Source organism: Flavobacterium gawalongense (assembly GCF_007097265.1).
In the GTDB taxonomy this organism is placed as follows: Bacteria; Bacteroidota; Bacteroidia; order Flavobacteriales; family Flavobacteriaceae; genus Flavobacterium; species Flavobacterium gawalongense.
The window spans coordinates 91,486-108,033 of record NZ_VJZP01000002.1; the positions used below are offsets into that span (position 1 = coordinate 91,486).

The 16,548-nt window shown below is 33.2% G+C and carries 14 protein-coding genes; 10 read left to right on the forward strand and 4 right to left on the reverse strand.

Annotated features, from left to right (window positions below):
• Positions 1–20: 20 nt before the first annotated feature.
• The 5 genes from FNW38_RS02080 (at position 21) to rodA (ending at position 5,659) form a co-directional block, all read left to right on the forward strand.
• On the forward strand, positions 21–1,049 hold the full coding sequence (locus tag FNW38_RS02080) for a rod shape-determining protein (RefSeq protein ID WP_143386860.1): 1,029 nt from the start codon (positions 21–23) through the stop codon (positions 1,047–1,049).
• Between the two features lie 102 nt (positions 1,050–1,151).
• Complete coding sequence (gene mreC / locus FNW38_RS02085; RefSeq protein ID WP_143386861.1) at positions 1,152–1,976, forward strand: rod shape-determining protein MreC; 825 nt, start codon at positions 1,152–1,154, stop codon at positions 1,974–1,976.
• Positions 1,969–2,475, forward strand: coding sequence for a rod shape-determining protein MreD (mreD, locus tag FNW38_RS02090; protein WP_143386862.1), 507 nt, complete (start codon positions 1,969–1,971; stop codon positions 2,473–2,475). Before mreC ends, mreD begins: the two co-directional genes overlap by 8 nt.
• Positions 2,472–4,406, forward strand: a complete 1,935-nt coding sequence (gene mrdA / locus FNW38_RS02095; protein ID WP_143386863.1) for a penicillin-binding protein 2 — start codon at positions 2,472–2,474, stop codon at positions 4,404–4,406. The genes mreD and mrdA overlap by 4 nt, the downstream gene beginning before the upstream one ends.
• A 17-nt stretch (positions 4,407–4,423) precedes the next feature.
• Complete coding sequence (gene rodA / locus FNW38_RS02100) at positions 4,424–5,659, forward strand: rod shape-determining protein RodA (RefSeq protein WP_143386864.1); 1,236 nt, start codon at positions 4,424–4,426, stop codon at positions 5,657–5,659.
• 166 nt (positions 5,660–5,825) lie between these two features.
• On the opposite strand, the gene FNW38_RS02105 is transcribed toward rodA, so the two are convergent.
• Together FNW38_RS02105 and FNW38_RS02110 are read right to left on the reverse strand one after the other, a co-directional pair.
• On the reverse strand, positions 5,826–6,683 hold the full coding sequence (locus FNW38_RS02105; protein WP_144064577.1) for a DNA/RNA non-specific endonuclease: 858 nt from the start codon (positions 6,681–6,683) through the stop codon (positions 5,826–5,828).
• Between the two features lie 137 nt (positions 6,684–6,820).
• Positions 6,821–9,088 carry a carboxy terminal-processing peptidase gene (locus FNW38_RS02110; RefSeq protein ID WP_144064576.1) on the reverse strand — a complete coding sequence of 756 codons (2,268 nt, stop codon included), beginning with the start codon at positions 9,086–9,088 and terminating at the stop codon, positions 6,821–6,823.
• Between the two features lie 207 nt (positions 9,089–9,295).
• Between FNW38_RS02110 and surE the strand changes: the two genes are divergently transcribed.
• The 5 genes from surE to FNW38_RS02135 all read left to right on the forward strand — a co-directional run bounded on the left by surE (position 9,296) and on the right by FNW38_RS02135 (position 14,230).
• A complete protein-coding gene (gene surE / locus FNW38_RS02115; RefSeq protein WP_143386867.1) occupies positions 9,296–10,078 on the forward strand; it encodes a 5'/3'-nucleotidase SurE in 783 nt (260 codons plus the stop codon).
• The gene (locus FNW38_RS02120; protein ID WP_144064593.1) at positions 10,071–10,343 is read left to right on the forward strand and encodes a hypothetical protein; all 273 of its coding nucleotides are present in this window, start codon (positions 10,071–10,073) and stop codon (positions 10,341–10,343) included. The genes surE and FNW38_RS02120 overlap by 8 nt, the downstream gene beginning before the upstream one ends.
• A gap of 94 nt (positions 10,344–10,437) precedes the next feature.
• Positions 10,438–11,550, forward strand: coding sequence for a lipid-A-disaccharide synthase (lpxB, locus tag FNW38_RS02125; protein ID WP_144064575.1), 1,113 nt, complete (start codon positions 10,438–10,440; stop codon positions 11,548–11,550).
• 45 nt (positions 11,551–11,595) lie between these two features.
• Complete coding sequence (locus tag FNW38_RS02130) at positions 11,596–12,096, forward strand: C40 family peptidase (RefSeq protein WP_143386870.1); 501 nt, start codon at positions 11,596–11,598, stop codon at positions 12,094–12,096.
• An 82-nt stretch (positions 12,097–12,178) separates the two neighbouring features.
• Positions 12,179–14,230, forward strand: coding sequence for a ComEC/Rec2 family competence protein (locus FNW38_RS02135; RefSeq protein WP_317130161.1), 2,052 nt, complete (start codon positions 12,179–12,181; stop codon positions 14,228–14,230).
• Between the two features lie 3 nt (positions 14,231–14,233).
• On the opposite strand, the gene FNW38_RS02140 is transcribed toward FNW38_RS02135, so the two are convergent.
• Both FNW38_RS02140 and FNW38_RS02145 read right to left on the reverse strand, forming a co-directional pair.
• Positions 14,234–14,695 (reverse strand): thioredoxin family protein, encoded by a 462-nt coding sequence (locus FNW38_RS02140; RefSeq protein ID WP_144064574.1) that lies wholly within the window; start codon positions 14,693–14,695, stop codon positions 14,234–14,236.
• Positions 14,696–14,739: 44 nt separating this feature from the next.
• Positions 14,740–16,545, reverse strand: a complete 1,806-nt coding sequence (locus tag FNW38_RS02145; protein ID WP_144064573.1) for a peptide MFS transporter — start codon at positions 16,543–16,545, stop codon at positions 14,740–14,742.
• Positions 16,546–16,548 lie beyond the last annotated feature (3 nt).

A 16,548-nucleotide genomic window follows, 5' to 3' on the forward strand; every position in this document is an offset into this window, starting at 1 on the left:
TTTTAACCCCTAAAAAACTTATGGGATTTTTTGATTTCATGACCGAGGATATCGCGATAGATCTTGGTACCGCTAACACTTTAATCATACATAATGATAAAGTAGTAATTGACAGCCCTTCAATAGTTGCCCGTGATAGAGTATCAGGCAAAATCATTGCTGTAGGAAAAGAAGCAAGTATGATGCAGGGTAAAACACATGAAAACATTAAGACAATAAGGCCTTTGAAAGATGGCGTAATTGCTGATTTTGATGCTTCCGAAAAAATGATAAGCTTATTCATAAAAAGCATCCCAGCATTGAAGAAAAGAATGTTTACTCCCGCATTAAGAATGGTTGTTTGTATTCCTTCAGGTATTACTGAAGTTGAAATGAGAGCAGTTAAAGAATCTTGCGAAAGAGTAAACGGCAAGGAAGTCTATTTGATACACGAGCCTATGGCAGCAGCTATTGGTATTGGAATCGACATTATGCAACCTAAAGGAAACATGATAGTAGATATCGGTGGTGGAACAACTGAAATTGCTGTAATCGCATTAGGCGGAATTGTATGTGACAAATCGGTAAAAATTGCCGGGGATGTATTTACAAATGACATCGTATATTACATGCGTACCCAACACAATCTTTTTGTTGGAGAAAGTACGGCTGAGAAAATAAAAATCCAAATTGGAGCAGCCATTGAAGATTTAGAAACTCCTCCAGAAGACATGTCAGTCCAAGGAAGAGATTTACTTACCGGAAAACCAAAACAAGTAGAAGTTTCCTACCGTGAAATAGCAAAAGCATTAGACAAATCAATTCAAAGAATTGAAGATGCTGTAATGGAAACCCTGTCTCAAACACCTCCAGAATTAGCAGCTGATATTTACAATACAGGTATTTATCTTGCAGGTGGTGGATCTATGTTAAGAGGTCTTGATAAAAGAATTTCACAAAAAACAGATTTACCTGTTTATATTGCTGAAGATCCGTTAAGAGCAGTAGTTCGAGGAACTGGTATGGCACTAAAAAACATTACAAAATTTAAAAGTATCTTGATAAAATAAGGTCTTATTGACAATTTAAATAACGCTTTACAAACTATACCCTGTTATAGTTTTGCAAGTAGAAATTTAAGATAAAACCTGAAACAAAATAACCAATAGTACATGCAGCAAATATTCAATTTTATATTTAAAAACAGTAATAGATTACTGTTTTTGCTGCTTTTGGGCATTTCACTCCTGCTCACTATTCAATCTCATTCTTTTCATAGAAGTAAAATAATTAGTTCCGCTAACTTTTTAACTGGCGGAGTTTATGAAAAAATTAATTCTGTAAATGAGTATTTGAATTTAAAGACTCAAAACGATGCACTGGCACTTGAAAATGCAGCATTAAAAAGCCAACTCTTTAATCGTAAAGACACAACTGCGGTACCAAAATTGGATAGTCTGAAAGGTGTAAAAGCTAAAGACATCATCGTTTCAAAAGTGATCCATAATTCGTATAATGTTCACGAAAATTATTTAACATTAAATTCTGGAGAATTGCAGGGCGTAAAAACAGACATGGGTGTCATCAATAGTTTGGGAATTGTAGGGATTATAGACAATACTTCTCCGCACTATTCAACTGTGATTAGTATTTTAAATAAAAAATCTCAAATTAACGCAAAGATTAAAAAATCAAATCACTTTGGATCTTTGATTTGGAATGGAAAAAGCACAGGTTTTGTTCAATTGATAGATGTTCCAAGATTAGCAGCTATTAGAAAAGGGGATACCATTGTAACAGGGGGTCAATCAGTAATATTTCCTGAGAATATCAACATCGGAACTATAAGTAAAATTTATACTGACAATCAAACCAATTACTATACATTGGACATAAAACTTTTCAATGATATGACAAACCTAGGACATGTTTATATTATAAAAAGTAAAGATCGAGAAGAACTTATTAATTTAGAAAAAAAAGAAAAAGATGAATAGCACTTTGTTAGTCAATATTTTTCGTTTCGTTCTGTTATTGGCAGTCCAAATTATTATTTTCAATAATATGAATTTTTTGGGCTATATAAGTCCATTCCCATATTTGCTTTTTATAATACTATATCCCGTAAACGGTAATAAATCCGGGTTATTGATAGCCAGTTTCTTACTTGGTCTTATAATGGATATGTTTTCTAATTCAGGGGGCATACATGCTACAGCTTGTTTAGTACTCGCTTATTTCAGGCCCTATATTTTTAAATTTTCATTTGGCTTGAGCTACGAGTATCAAACTATTAAACTAAATGATGTGTTAACTCCGGAGCGATTCTCTTTTATTTTGCTTTCGGTTGTAATTCATCTTTTTACTTTGTTCCTGTTAGAAGCATTTCAATTGAGCTTTTTCTTTGACATTTTACTGCGAACGTTATTGAGTTCCGTATTTACAATACTAATTTGCATCATAATAATATATCTTATTAAGCCAAACAAAAGATGAGAAAATTATTGCTGCCTTCCTTAATCATTGTTGCAGCATCATTGCTAGTAATACGGATATTCTATTTGCAAGTCATAGATGATTCGTTCAAACTGAAATCAGACAATAATGCGATTAAAATAAAATATGATTATCCTGAAAGAGGTTATATTTATGATCGAAATGGCAAATTATTAGTGGCCAATCAGGCTTCTTATGATATCATGGTTATTCCCAGAGAACTAAAGAACACGGACACTTTAGAATTTTGTCAATTATTGAATATTACAAAAGAGGATTTTATTAAAAAAATAGAAAAGGCTAAAATCTATAGCCCAAGATTACCATCGGTTTTTTTACCTCAATTAAACAAAAGTGAATTTGCCGCATTTCAGGAAAAAATTAGAAAATTTGAAGGATTTTATTTCCAAAAACGTTCTCTTCGTGATTATGAAGTAGATAGTGGTGCCAATATTTTTGGGTTTATCACTCAAGTCAACGAAAAATTAGTTGCTAAAAATCCTTATTACAACAGTGGAGATTTAATTGGAAGACAAGGAGTTGAGGAGAGTTATGAAGATATCTTACGAGGAATAAAAGGCGTAAAATACATTCAAAAAGACAAATACAACAGAGAAATTGGTTCCTTTAAAGAAGGAAGATATGATACTATAGCCGTACAAGGTGAAGACATAAACCTGACTATTGACGCTGAACTTCAGAAATATGGCGAAGAATTAATGATTAATAAAAGAGGTGGAATTGTTGCAATTGAGCCAAAAACCGGAGAAATACTCGCTCTTGTTACTGCACCGTCTTATGACCCATCAATATTGGTAGGGAGACAAAGATCTAAAAACTACACAAAATTATACCACGACTCCATTGCTAAACCACTTTATGACAGAGGTTTATTAGCCGAGTATCCTCCAGGATCTCCATTTAAAATCCTGACTGGACTTGTTGCACTTCAAGAAGGAGTCGTAAATGAGCAGACCACTTTTATGTGTAACCACGGTTTTGCTTATGCTCCTGGTCGATTTCAACGATGTCACTGTGGAGGTGGGCCAAGAGATCTTCATGTTGGGATTTATAAATCTTGTAATGCTTATTTTTCGAATGTTTATTTACGCACCATTGGAAAATATAAAAGTTCACCTTATGCCGTGGATGTATGGAGTAATCATATAAAAAGTTTTGGACTCGGACAATTTATGGGTTATGATTTGCCAACAGGAAAAAAAGGAAAAGCACCTACTTCAAAAACCTATAAAAAAATGTATCCTGATTGGGGTTGGAGTGGGAAAACAATTATATCAAATGCAATAGGACAAGGGGAAGTATTGATGACACCTATTCAGCTGGCTAATATGATGGCGGCTGTAGCCAATGAAGGTTATTACTACACACCTCATATCATCAAGAAGATTGAAGGTAAAAAAATAGACACTAAATTCACAACTAAACACGTTACGACCATAGATAAAAAATATTTTAAACCTATGATAAGTGGTTTGTTTGACGTGTATAATTTAGGAACAGCTGCAGGTTTAAGAGTTGAAGGGATCGATATTTGTGGTAAAACAGGAACGGCAGAAAATTTTGCAAAAATAGATGGTAAAAGAGTCCAGCTAAAAGACCATTCTATCTTTGTAGCATTTGCACCAAAAGATAACCCAAAAATCGCAATAGCCATTTTAGTTGAAAATGGAGGATTTGGAGCGACTATAGCAGGTCCCATTGCCAGTTTAATGATTGAAAAATACCTTAGAAAAAAAATTACAAGAACGGATTTAGAAACCCGAATACTTAATACCAGTTTACAAGCTCAGTATGCCAAATTAGGCGGTCTTTCTGAAGACATAAAATTAGAATTAAGAAAGAATGATTCTATTCTGAAAAGCAAAACAGTGATTCCAAAAATAAAAATAGATTCCACTAAAGAAAATTAATAAGCGATTCATTCCAAATGAAAAACCAAAGCGTAACAAACAATATAGACTGGATATGCATCATTATCTATAGTGCATTAGTACTAATGGGTTGGTTAAACATTTACTCCTCCTCCTTAGCCTCTATGGACGGTACTTCAGAAAAGCAGCTTATATTTATTGCATTAACCATCCCATTAATATTCATTGTACTTTCTGTCGATGGGAAATTTTACGAAAAATATGCGAGTATCATTTTTGGTATTTCATTATTAACACTCGCTGGTTTATTTGTCTTTGGAAAAACAATAGCGGGGCAACGTTGTTGGTATGGTTTTGGAAGTTTTACAATTCAACCTTCCGAATTTGCAAAAGCTGCTACCGCATTGGCATTAGCCAAATATTTAAGCGACACACAAATTAATTTAAAGGAAGTTAATCGTCAAATACAGGCTTTAGCTATTGTCTTTTTACCTGTGCTCCTTATATTGCCTCAACCCGATCCGGGAAGCGCTTTAATTTATAGTGTATTTATTATCGTTCTATATCGCGAAGGCCTTCCTTCATGGTATGTTTGGACAGGCTTCATAACAATTCTATTATTTGTATTAACTTTAATATTAGAGCCCCAATATGTAATATTAATCGCATTAACGACACTAATTATTGTCCATTTCAAATCAAGATTATCGGATAGAAATATTCTATTAAGTGGTATTCTCTTCGCTTTAATGTCAGGATTTGTTTTGTCAGTAAATTATGTTTTTGAAAATATTTTCAAACAGCACCATCGAGACCGTTTTAATATTTTATTAGGGAAAACCGTAGACTTGAAAGGGATTGGCTATAATACAAACCAATCCGAAATAGCGATTGGTTCAGGAGGCTGGCTCGGGAAAGGATTTCTCGAAGGCACACAAACCAAAGGAGGTTTTGTACCAGAACAACATACCGATTATATATTTACTACAGTAGGCGAAGAATGGGGCTTCGTAGGCTCATTGGTTGTTATTACTCTTTTTGTGGGCTTATTTTTAAGAATAATATACCTCGCCGAAAGACAAAAAACAAAATTTAGCCGAGTATATGGTTATTGTGTTGCGGGAATTTTATTCATTCATTTCTTTGTGAATATCGCAATGGTAGCAGGTATATTTCCAACGATTGGAGTACCGTTGCCTTTCTTTTCTTATGGAGGATCTGGTCTTTGGGGTTTTACAATCTTACTTTTTATATTTATAAAAATGGATGCCAATAAAGTTAACGAATGGTAAATGAAGTGAAATTCATTCGAGAATTTGGAGCTTAATCCTGCTATTCATTTCAAGTTTTTCGCCTCGTTAAAGTTTTAATTATTTTGTCAAGAGCTTCCGTTGGTCGCTTTGACAAAATAGAAAAACTAATAAACGAGCCTTCAAAAGCTTTCCATTGCTATCAGGGCTAATTAAAACTCCAGTTTTTATAATCACTACTTTTTTCCAATTGATTTTCTGTTTTGTCATTCAATTTAGGAAAGAAATCGATTCCTGTCATCTTTTCGATACGATCAACTGAAACCACAAAACTGTACAATGGTCTATTACTTTCCGAATTGGGAACCAGAAAAGCTATCATTTTAAAATTTCCTCCGGAGTTATCCAATAAAACTTTATAAAAAAATTCAGGGACTGAAACCTTTTCTTTCCCTATTGTTTTGAGTGAGGATTCTAAAACACCTCCGGTAACTACATAAATCCCATCATACTTAGTTGCCCAATAGCGAATTTTTTGTTCTAATCTATTCCAAACGCCACTATTAAAGTCATGCAATTGAGGAGAAATATTGGAAGTAAAAAAAGTATCATTATAAGCATCGACAACAAACTCCATATCGCCTGCAGGACAAAGATGTCCTTTGTCATATCCTGAATTTTTATAATTCCTCCAATCAGCAGAACCCGTTTTCACTTTTGGATCTTCAATAAAAAAAGGCCTCTTAAAACTATTATTTTTCAAATAATTTTTCTTCAGTTCGTATGCAACCCATTCTGCTTGTTCATATTTTTCATTATACGACAATGTATAATACTCGTGTTTTACGATTTGATTGGTTGTAGAAGACGGTAAAAAATTAAATGTTGTTGTTATGTCTGCGGAATAACTTTTTACATTATCGGAATAGATTTGATTTCCTTCTAAACTATATTGATTAATCCTGTCACCTATAGAATTAATGGCATCCGTATTCTTTTTACAGGAAGAAAAAAGCAATAAACAAAATAGAATAACAACTGAATTCAACAACTGACTGTTTTTCATTTCTAATTAATTTTTAGATTATTATTATTCATTTACATCAAAAACACAATAAACTAAAAACGCTCCAGGAATTCAAAAAAGAATTTCTGGAGCGCAATAGTAGTCAATTTCACATATGTCATTCATTAAGAAAACATTTACGATTTAGCTAATTTTTCTTTTTTCAATTTAGCAGGAATACTCTTTTTCAAAACAGTTTTTGATTGTAAATCATCTAATACATTTAATGCTTCTTCCACATAAATATCTTTTGACAAAGCTTCATGCCATCTGTCTCTTTTTTCTTTTAAAGCTACATCTTTATTAGCCTCATCAACTTCATATGGCAGTGAAATAAATTTAAGTGTATTTTTATAATCTGAAAGCGGCTTATATTTTTTAGCTTTTTCTTCAATTTCATTTTGGGTTGTCTTGAATTTATCAATATTCAAGCTATAGGTATTATCTTCACTTCTGCTATCAATCCATTTTGCATTTTCTTCAATCAATTGAAATTGCGTGCTTTGCAAAATTCTTTTTTTACTGTTTACAATAGCCTGATTAAAATTTGCATTTTTATTCCAAACAGTATATTCAGCCGGATCAATTTTATCCCAAGGCATTGCATTGTCTACATCACGTTCACCCATTTTTAAATAGGCATATCTATCTGGCATAACAATATCACTACTAACCCCTTCAAGTTGTGTAGAACCACCGTTGATTCTGTAGAATTTTTGTGTAGTTGTTTTTATGGCTCCTAAATCTCCTACAGCACTATTACGTACAAACTGATTCAAATCAATCACATTTTGTACCGTTCCTTTACCATACGTTTGTTTGCTGCCAATGATAATTCCTCTTTTATAATCTTGGATTGCAGCTGCCAAAATTTCTGAAGCAGAAGCTGAAAAACTATTAACCATGATTACTAATGGACCGTCCCATTCAATTTTTTTATCTCTGTCAAATAACACTTCTTTCTTTCTGCCGGCTGACTTGATTTGTACAATTGGTCCTTGCTCAATAAACAACCCTGCAATGTCCACAACTGTTGACAATGAACCTCCACCATCATCACGAACATCTAATACAATCCCATTTACTCCTGCATTTTTCAAACGCTCTACTTCCTTAGCAATATCTTTTCCTGCATCTCTACCATCTTTATTTTCAAAATCAATGTAGAATTTTGGCAAGTAAATAACACCATATTTCAATCCATTTTTGTTAACGATACTTGATTTAGCATACGTTTCTTCAATCTCTACAATGTCTCTGATTATAGAAATAATTTTAATTGTTCCATCCATTTTTTTTACTGTAAGACGAACTTCAGTCCCTTTTGGTCCTTTAATTTTCTTAACAACATCATCAAGACGCATCCCTACAACATCTACAGATTCTCCATTTCCTTGAGCAACTTTCATTATCAAATCTCCTGCTTCAAGTTGTTTTCCTCTCCAAGCCGGTCCACCGGAAATAAGTTCAGAAATTTCAGTAAAATCATTTTTCTTTTGAAGACGAGCTCCAATTCCTTCTAGTTTTCCGCTGATACTTACATCAAAACGTTCTTTTTCTTCCGGTGCAAAATAATTAGTATGTGGATCAAAACGTGCTGTAATAGAATTGATGTATACAGAAAACCAATCATTCCTGTCTAAATCTTGCATAAACCCAAAATATTCATCTAATGATTTTAAAGCACTTTCTCTAGTTTCTTTTTCTAATTCTTCGAAAGTTTTAAGCTTACCATTGTCAACCGATTTATCCGTATCAGGTTTTGCCAATGGATCTTCATACAACTTTCCCCCTTCACTCGACTGAGATTGAACATCTTTAGTCTTATCAACTACTTTGTTCTTATTTTCTTGAAGTTTTAAACGATCGGTTAAAGACGAAAGCGTTGACAATTTGATTTGTTTGCGCCATTTATCAGTAAGTTCTTTAACATCTTTTGGATAAGGTGCTTTTTCATAGTCCGTATTAAAATTTTCATCCGCATTATAATCAAAAGGCTGACTCAAAACAGCTTTATAAATATTTTTGCTCTCCTCCATTCTCTTCATCAAACGATCATAGGTAAGATTAAAAAATGTCAAATCTTTGTTCAACAATTGATCGTCTAATTGAGTTTCAAATTTTGAAAATTCATCGATATCTGACTGCAGAAAAAAACGTTTAGAAGGATCTAAAGCTTGAATATAATCTTTATAAATTCCTTTTGAAAATGCATCGTCTATATTTGCAGGATTATAATGTCCTTTCTGAATCACAAACGTTAATAGTTCTAACAGTAACTTATCTTTTTCGGGGTCGGTTTCTTTTGTTGCATTAATCTTAAACGCAAATAGTGTTGCCGAAAGACATACAACAACAAGAAGTATTTTATAATTTCTTTTCATAAAGTCAATAATAGTATTCATCAATTTTTAATCTAAATTACGGTAAAAACTATGCCAACTATAACAAGGGCTGCATAATTTTTTGTTAAAGATATAAAATTGTTTTTTTTGAAATGAGTTAAATATTCCAAGTTGATAAATTTTATTTTCTTTGTTTATAAAATATGGTTTTGTGTAACTACATTTGCTATTTATATTTAATTAGAAATCCTTTCTTGAAAACACAAAATGACAAAACACTCCAAACCTTTAATATTAGTTACAAATGACGATGGAATTTCAGCTCCAGGACTAAGGGCGTTAATAAGTGTTATGGCTGAAATAGGAGAAGTCATTGTTGTAGCTCCCGACGCACCGCAAAGTGCAACGGGACATGGCATTACTATAAACGACACGCTATATCTAAATAAAATTTCAAAAGAAAACGATACTATTACAGAATACAGTTGTTCTGGAACTCCTGTGGATTGTGTAAAATTTGCAGTAAGCGAAATTTTGAAAAGAAAACCCGATTTGTGTGTCTCTGGCGTCAATCATGGTTCAAATTCTTCTATAAATGTAATCTACTCCGGTACCATGAGTGCTGCCGTTGAAGCTGGTATAGAAGGAATTCAAGCGATTGGATTCTCCTTATTGGATTATGATTGGAATGCAAATTTTGAAGACATAAAGTCATTTATTCGAAAAATAACATTGGAAGTACTTGAAAATAAACTGCCCGAAGGAGTCGTTTTGAATGTAAATTTTCCAAAATTGAAAGAAAAAGACATCCAAGGAATCAAAATTTGCCGTCAGGCTAAAGCGATTTGGGTGGAAAAATTTGACAAACGTAAAACCCCGCAAGGCAGAGATTATTATTGGCTTACCGGAGAATTTGTGAACCAAGACAATGGTGAAGACACTGATGAATGGGCATTGAAAAACGGATATATTTCAGTAGTTCCAGTACAATTTGATTTGACTGCCCATCATGCGACACAACAACTTAACACATGGAATTGGAATGAATAAAATAGATTTGTTAACTGGATTCATAATCGGAATTTTGGCTTCAATACTGGGTAGCTACCTTTTTATAACTTTTTTTACTGATTTTGACTTTATCAATGGGATGTATGCCATGAAATCAGAGGGTAAACTTGGTAAAATAATCACACTTGGATGCATTCTTGACTTGGTAGCTTTTGGCATTTTACTCAAACTAAATAAGGAACTCATGGCGCGTGGCGTGATTTTAGCGGTAATTGTCATGACTCTTGTCTCTATATTTATTTAAAAACACAATATTCATACCTTTGTTAAACATAAAAAATTGACAATAAAAGTTCTGGATTTGGCACGAATAATAGAAAATCTCTAAACATAAAAACATGAAATACTACATTATAGCTGGAGAAGCTTCGGGCGATTTACATGGCTCGAATTTGATGAAAGCGCTTTATAAGGAAGATCCTAATGCTGATATTCGGTTTTGGGGTGGTGATTTGATGCAAAATGCTGGCGGGACTTTGGTAAAACATTATCGCGAGCTGGCTTTCATGGGATTTATTGAAGTAATTTTCAATTTGAAAACGATTTTGAACAACATCAAAATATGTAAAAAGGATATTATAAAATTTCGACCAGATGTACTAATATTCATCGATTATCCTGGTTTTAATTTACGAATTGCAAAATGGGCAAAAGAATTGGGTTTCAAAACTCATTACTATATTTCACCCCAAATTTGGGCGTGGAAAGAAAGCCGAATTACAGAAATCAAACGGGATATAGACAAAATGTATGTGATTTTACCTTTCGAGAAAAAATTTTACGAAGATAAACATCATTTTCCTGTTGAATTTGTAGGTCATCCATTGATTGACGCGATTCAAAACCAAACACCAATTGACCCGTCCGTTTTTAAAAAAGAAAATAAATTAGACGAAAAACCCATTATTGCCGTTCTACCTGGTAGTCGTAAACAAGAAATCACAAAAATGCTATCGGTGATGTTGAGTGTTGTTAATGATTTTCCGGAATATCAATTTGTCATTGCAGGTGCTCCAAGTCAGGAATATTCATTTTATGAGAATTTTATATCGAATGAAAATATAAAATTCATATCCAATAAAACGTATGATTTATTGCGAAACGCGACTGCCGCATTAGTTACTTCAGGAACGGCAACGCTGGAAACAGCCCTTTTTAAAGTTCCGGAAGTCGTATGTTATAAAGGCAGCTGGGCTTCTTACCAAATTGCAAAACGAATTATTACGTTAAAATATATTTCGTTAGTGAATTTGATTATGGATGAAGAAGTGGTAACCGAATTAATTCAGGAAGATTGCACAACGAAACGTATTCGGGAAGAATTGAAAAAAATTCTGGAACCCAATCATCGCAAACAACTTTTAGAGAAATATAACGTTCTAGAAGCAAAACTTGGCGGAATTGGTGCCAGCGAAAAAACGGCAAAATTGATTGTAGCTGATTTACAATGATTCCAATTCTTTTAAAATCTGTAAAATCCATAAAAAATAAATCTTTTGAAACACCTGCTTTACCTTTTATTGATTCTTACTTTTTTTACGGCCTGTAAATCAACTTCAGTAATTATTCCTTCAAAAAAAACAGAAGTAGATACTGACAGAACAAAGCATTTGATAGACCAATTAATTCATTCGGCTTCTGATAATATTGGTGTAAAATATAGAACTGGAGGCACTACAAAAGCAGGTTTTGACTGTTCAGGATTAATCTATTCTGTTTTTAATTCTTATAACATTCAACTCCCACGTTCCTCTTTCGAACAATCAAAATTGGGGTTAATCATTGATCGAGAACGAGACAACATCAAAAAAGGAGATTTAATATTTTTCAAAACCAATCGAAAATCACAGATTAATCACGTAGGAATGGTAATAGAAGTTTCTGATGACGATGTGAAATTCATACATTCTTCTACTTCTAAAGGTGTAATAATTTCCTCTACAAAAGAGTCTTATTATCAAAATTCCTTTGTCCAGATAAATAGAATTCTTAGATAATCGTAATGTTTCCTGATTTAAATAAAATTAAAATGCAATAATTCCTTTATAGAAAACATATCACCATTTCTTACTAAAAAAATTGTACTTTAGATATATGAAAGTGTTGCAATTTCCTTTAGCGAGAATAACATTTGGATTTGTTCTAGGAATTCTACTCCCTTATTACCTAAAACCAAATCCTAAATTAGTATTTGCCCTACTTTTTATTTCTATCCTCTTTTTTAGTATTAGTTATTTTTTATCTAAAAAAAAGCTCAATGACAAAGTTTATTTTGGTATTTCTACTTACATCCTTTCTTTTTTTATTGGAGCTACAACTCTAATTGTTCATACTGATTATTTTCAAAAAAGCAATTATATCCATTATGATTCTATTTTCGAGAAGCCTCATTTGGTATCAGTCACGCTGCGGGAAAAACTAAAAAATTCTACTTTTAATGATCGTTACGTTGCTATTGTAAACCGCATTGACCAAACTGAAAGTTCGGGAAGAATAATCCTTAATATCCGAAAAGACAGTTTGAATCGTCAGTTCGAAATTGGAACTCTCCTACGCATCAAAGGGACTTTGTATAAAAATAGTCCACCAAATAACCCCAGCCAATTTGACTACAGCAAATATCTGGCGAACAAACAGATCTATGCACAACTGTATGCAGATGCTAGCGAGATTAGTGTAAGTTCTGAAATGGAAAAGAATATTTGGTATTACACCTCCAAATTAAGGACTAAAATTATTCATAACTTAGAAAAAAGCGACTTTAATAAAACCGAATTAAATGTAGCAGTCGCTTTGATTATGGGGCAACAACAAGATATTTCTCCGGAGATTATTCGGGATTATCAATATGCCGGCGCAGTGCATATTTTATCGGTTTCGGGATTGCATATTGGATTCATATTGCTTTTTGTAACTTTCCTTCTCAAACCTTTACCCAACACCAAACGAGGTTCCTTTATCAAGCTGATAATCATTTTGGCATCATTGTCATTATTTGGATTAATCGCTGGTTTAGCGCCGTCGGTTGTTCGCTCTGTCGCTATGTTTTCGTTTGTTGCTATTGGCAGTCATTTACGAAGAAGTGTAAATGTTTATCACACCTTATTAGTATCCATCTTACTAATTTTACTTTTCCAACCTTCCTTTTTGTTTGATGTTGGATTTCAGTTGAGCTATATGGCGCTGTTTTTTATTATTTGGTTACAACCACTTTTGGCATCTCTCTGGTTGCCAAAAAATAAAGTTTCAAAATACATTTGGGATATTCTCACGGTTTCCTTTGTCGCACAAATAGGCACTTTGCCATTAAGCATTTATTATTTTCATCAATTTCCAGGTTTATTCTTCGTGACTAATTTAATCATTATTCCATTACTGAGTATTGTAATGCTATTAGGCGTTGTGGTTATGCTATTAGCAGCATTTGGTTACGTGCCTTTATTTCTTTCCAAACCATTTGAGTGGAGTATTTTTTATTTAAATAAAATTATCAATTCAATTGCCTCACTGGAACAATTTATAATTCAAAACATACCATTCAATTTATATTTTTTAATTAGTTTCTATTTATTAATCACAACAGCTATAATTTGGTTTAAAAAACCAAGTTATAACAAATTGGCAATGGTTTTAATTTCGATAATCATTTTACAAATTTCATTCATAAAAAACCGCTCAGATGTTGAAACCCAAAAAGAATGGGTTGTTTTCAATTCCAAAAGAAGCACTATGATTACGGAACGAAACGGTGGAAAAGTTACCTTATTTGCCAATGACAGTATTTTAAAAACATCCCAAAAAAACAATATCCTGACGACCTATTTAATTGGTAATTTTAGCACTTTGGAGACTAAAAAAAGAATTGAAAATACCGCTTTTTTCAACGGAAAAAAAATTATTATTTTGGATAGCTCAGGAATTTATTCAAAGAATATGAACCCCGATATTTTGTTACTCACACAATCTCCAAAAATAAATTTAGACCGTTTATTTCAAACCGTACACCCTAAAATGGTTGTCGCTGATGCGTCGAACTATAAAACAATCCAGAAATATTGGAAAGCAACTTGTAAAAAACAAAAAATCCCTTTTCACGCAACAGGTGAAAAGGGATTCTATAAATTAAACTGAGAATTATTTCTTTTTCAGAAATCCATCTGCAACAGCTAGCCACGCAGCTGGACCACCAGCAACATAACCTGTACTTCCTAAACCTTCAAAATTCACTTTTCCGTCTTTAGTAGTGCCATTGGCAAAATAAATTGTAGGGAATCCCTGAATACCAAAAGCTTGTTGCAATTCGTTGTTTTGCTTTTTGATTTCAGGAGTTTGTGGTGTTCTTCTTGGATAATCTAACTCTACCAGAACTACATTCTCTTTTGCCCATTTTGCAAACTCTGGTGTTTTTAGCACTTCTTTTTGCAATCTAATACACCAGCCACACCAATCACTTCCGGTAAAAAACAGCAATAATGGCTTTTTAGTTTTTTTAGAAATCTCCATTGCCTTATTGACATTGGTCTCCCAAACTAATTCTTGCGCTTCAACAGCATATGAAGCAACAAACAGAAATACTGTTAAGATTATCTTCTTCATTTTTTTATATTTTTGTGTTTATCTAATCAAAAAAGTGCCTAAACCTATCGAACACCATGCATTAATTTCTTAATGACAGGAGTCATCAAAACAGAAAATAAAGCAACCGCGATTGAAATTATTGTTAACATCCAAAAGAAATAACTCAATCCGTGTTCGTTTGCGATTTTATCAATATTTTCACCAAACATACCTGCCCCTTTCATCCCAATTGCGACTGCAAGATACCAAACTCCAAACATAAATGCAATCATTCTTGCAGGAACTAATTTGCTTACATAAGACAACCCAACTGGTGAAATACACAATTCTGCCATAGTATGAAAAAGATACACTAAAATAAGCCAAATCATACTAACTGAAGCTGTTTTTGCACCTGCCTCGATACCACTGGCGCCAAAAGCAACACAAGCCATCCCAAGTGCTAATAATCCCATTCCGATACCATACTTTAAATTGGCAGACGGATTGTATTTACTTTCCCACCATTTTGAAAATAAAGGTGCAAGTGAAATAATAAACAATGAGTTTAATGTAGAAAACCAAGTGGCAGGAACCTCTGTCAGTGCAGTTGTCACCTTGTCAATTTTAAGTGACTCCAATGTTGAATCTGACAATGATAAATATCCAGCGGTATAATAATCTTTAACCAACATCCAAATTGCAATTGTCCAAATGATGACAAAACTTACACTCAAAATAACATTTGCCACTGCATAATATTTGAAAGTTTGTTTAAATAACAAATACAATACCCACGTGATAATTGCTAAAGGCAAAATAGTAATCAATGAATTAACCACTAAAAACACTACGCTCCAATTACCTACCAGAACCCGATCCGTATAATCATTTGCAAAAATGGTCAAACTGTTTGGTGATTGTTCAAAAATCGCCCAAAAGAAAATAGTTAAAAAAGCGAAAAATGTTACCGCGATTAATTTTTCTTTAGTGATTTTTGAATATTGTGTAAATCTGTAAATTAACAGAATAATGAATAAAAGCAAAGCTGAAACTATAGCAATAGCGTTTCCATTTTCACCAAGAAAAGAAAAAATGTTTATTTTACCTCCAGAAATTTTTGACGCAGGATCATTTAAAATCCACAGCAATCCTAAAATTGATGATAGCGCAATAATTCCAAGTTGCCAAGGCGTAAATGGATTTCTTTTATCAGTATCCAAAGCCTCTGCTTTAGCTTTACTTTCTTTACTTGGTTTTAAACCAATGTCTCCAAAGATATTTTGGGACAACCAAAACTGTAGCATTCCAAAGAACATAAAAATTCCGGCCAGACCAAATCCATAACTCCATCCTACTTTTTCACCTAAATAGCCACAAAGTAAAATTCCAAAAAAAGCACCGGCGTTTACACCCATATAAAATAAAGTATAAGCACCATCTTTCTTCTCAGGACGGTCTTTGTACATTTCAGATACAATAGAAGTCATGTTGGGTTTGAAAAATCCGTTTCCAAAAACCAACAATATCAGCCCTGAATAAATAGAAAATTCAGTTTCCAATGCCATTGAAGCATGTCCTAATGTCATTAATGACGCTCCTAAAACAACAGCCCATCTAAAGCCAATTACCTTATCGGCAAAATAGCCCCCCAACATCGTTGACAAATAAACAAGCCCTACATAGGATCCAAACAGAGCAGATGCATTTTCACGAGTCCATTCCCATCCTCCATCCGTAAAAGAAGCTGTTAAAAACAATATCAACAAGGAACGCATTCCGTAGAATGAGAAACGCTCCCACATCTCTGTGAAGAATAAAACGAATAATCCCGCTGGATGTCCTAAAACGGCACTTTTAAAAAATTGATCTGTAGTATTTTGACTCATATA

Bases quoted from the DNA above. Each gene is read 5' to 3' on its own strand.
- FNW38_RS02145 (WP_144064573.1), bottom strand. From the start codon at position 16,545: ATGAGTCAAAATACTACAGATCAATTTTTTAAAAGTGCCGTTTTAGGA.
- FNW38_RS02140 (WP_144064574.1), bottom strand. From the start codon at position 14,695: ATGAAGAAGATAATCTTAACAGTATTTCTGTTTGTTGCTTCATATGCT.
- lpxB (WP_144064575.1), top strand. From the start codon at position 10,438: ATGAAATACTACATTATAGCTGGAGAAGCTTCGGGCGATTTACATGGC.
- FNW38_RS02080 (WP_143386860.1), top strand. From the start codon at position 21: ATGGGATTTTTTGATTTCATGACCGAGGATATCGCGATAGATCTTGGT.
- mreD (WP_143386862.1), top strand. From the start codon at position 1,969: ATGAATAGCACTTTGTTAGTCAATATTTTTCGTTTCGTTCTGTTATTG.
- rodA (WP_143386864.1), top strand. From the start codon at position 4,424: ATGAAAAACCAAAGCGTAACAAACAATATAGACTGGATATGCATCATT.
- surE (WP_143386867.1), top strand. From the start codon at position 9,296: ATGACAAAACACTCCAAACCTTTAATATTAGTTACAAATGACGATGGA.
- FNW38_RS02105 (WP_144064577.1), bottom strand. From the start codon at position 6,683: ATGAAAAACAGTCAGTTGTTGAATTCAGTTGTTATTCTATTTTGTTTA.
- mreC (WP_143386861.1), top strand. From the start codon at position 1,152: ATGCAGCAAATATTCAATTTTATATTTAAAAACAGTAATAGATTACTG.
- FNW38_RS02110 (WP_144064576.1), bottom strand. From the start codon at position 9,088: ATGAATACTATTATTGACTTTATGAAAAGAAATTATAAAATACTTCTT.
- mrdA (WP_143386863.1), top strand. From the start codon at position 2,472: ATGAGAAAATTATTGCTGCCTTCCTTAATCATTGTTGCAGCATCATTG.
- FNW38_RS02120 (WP_144064593.1), top strand. From the start codon at position 10,071: ATGAATAAAATAGATTTGTTAACTGGATTCATAATCGGAATTTTGGCT.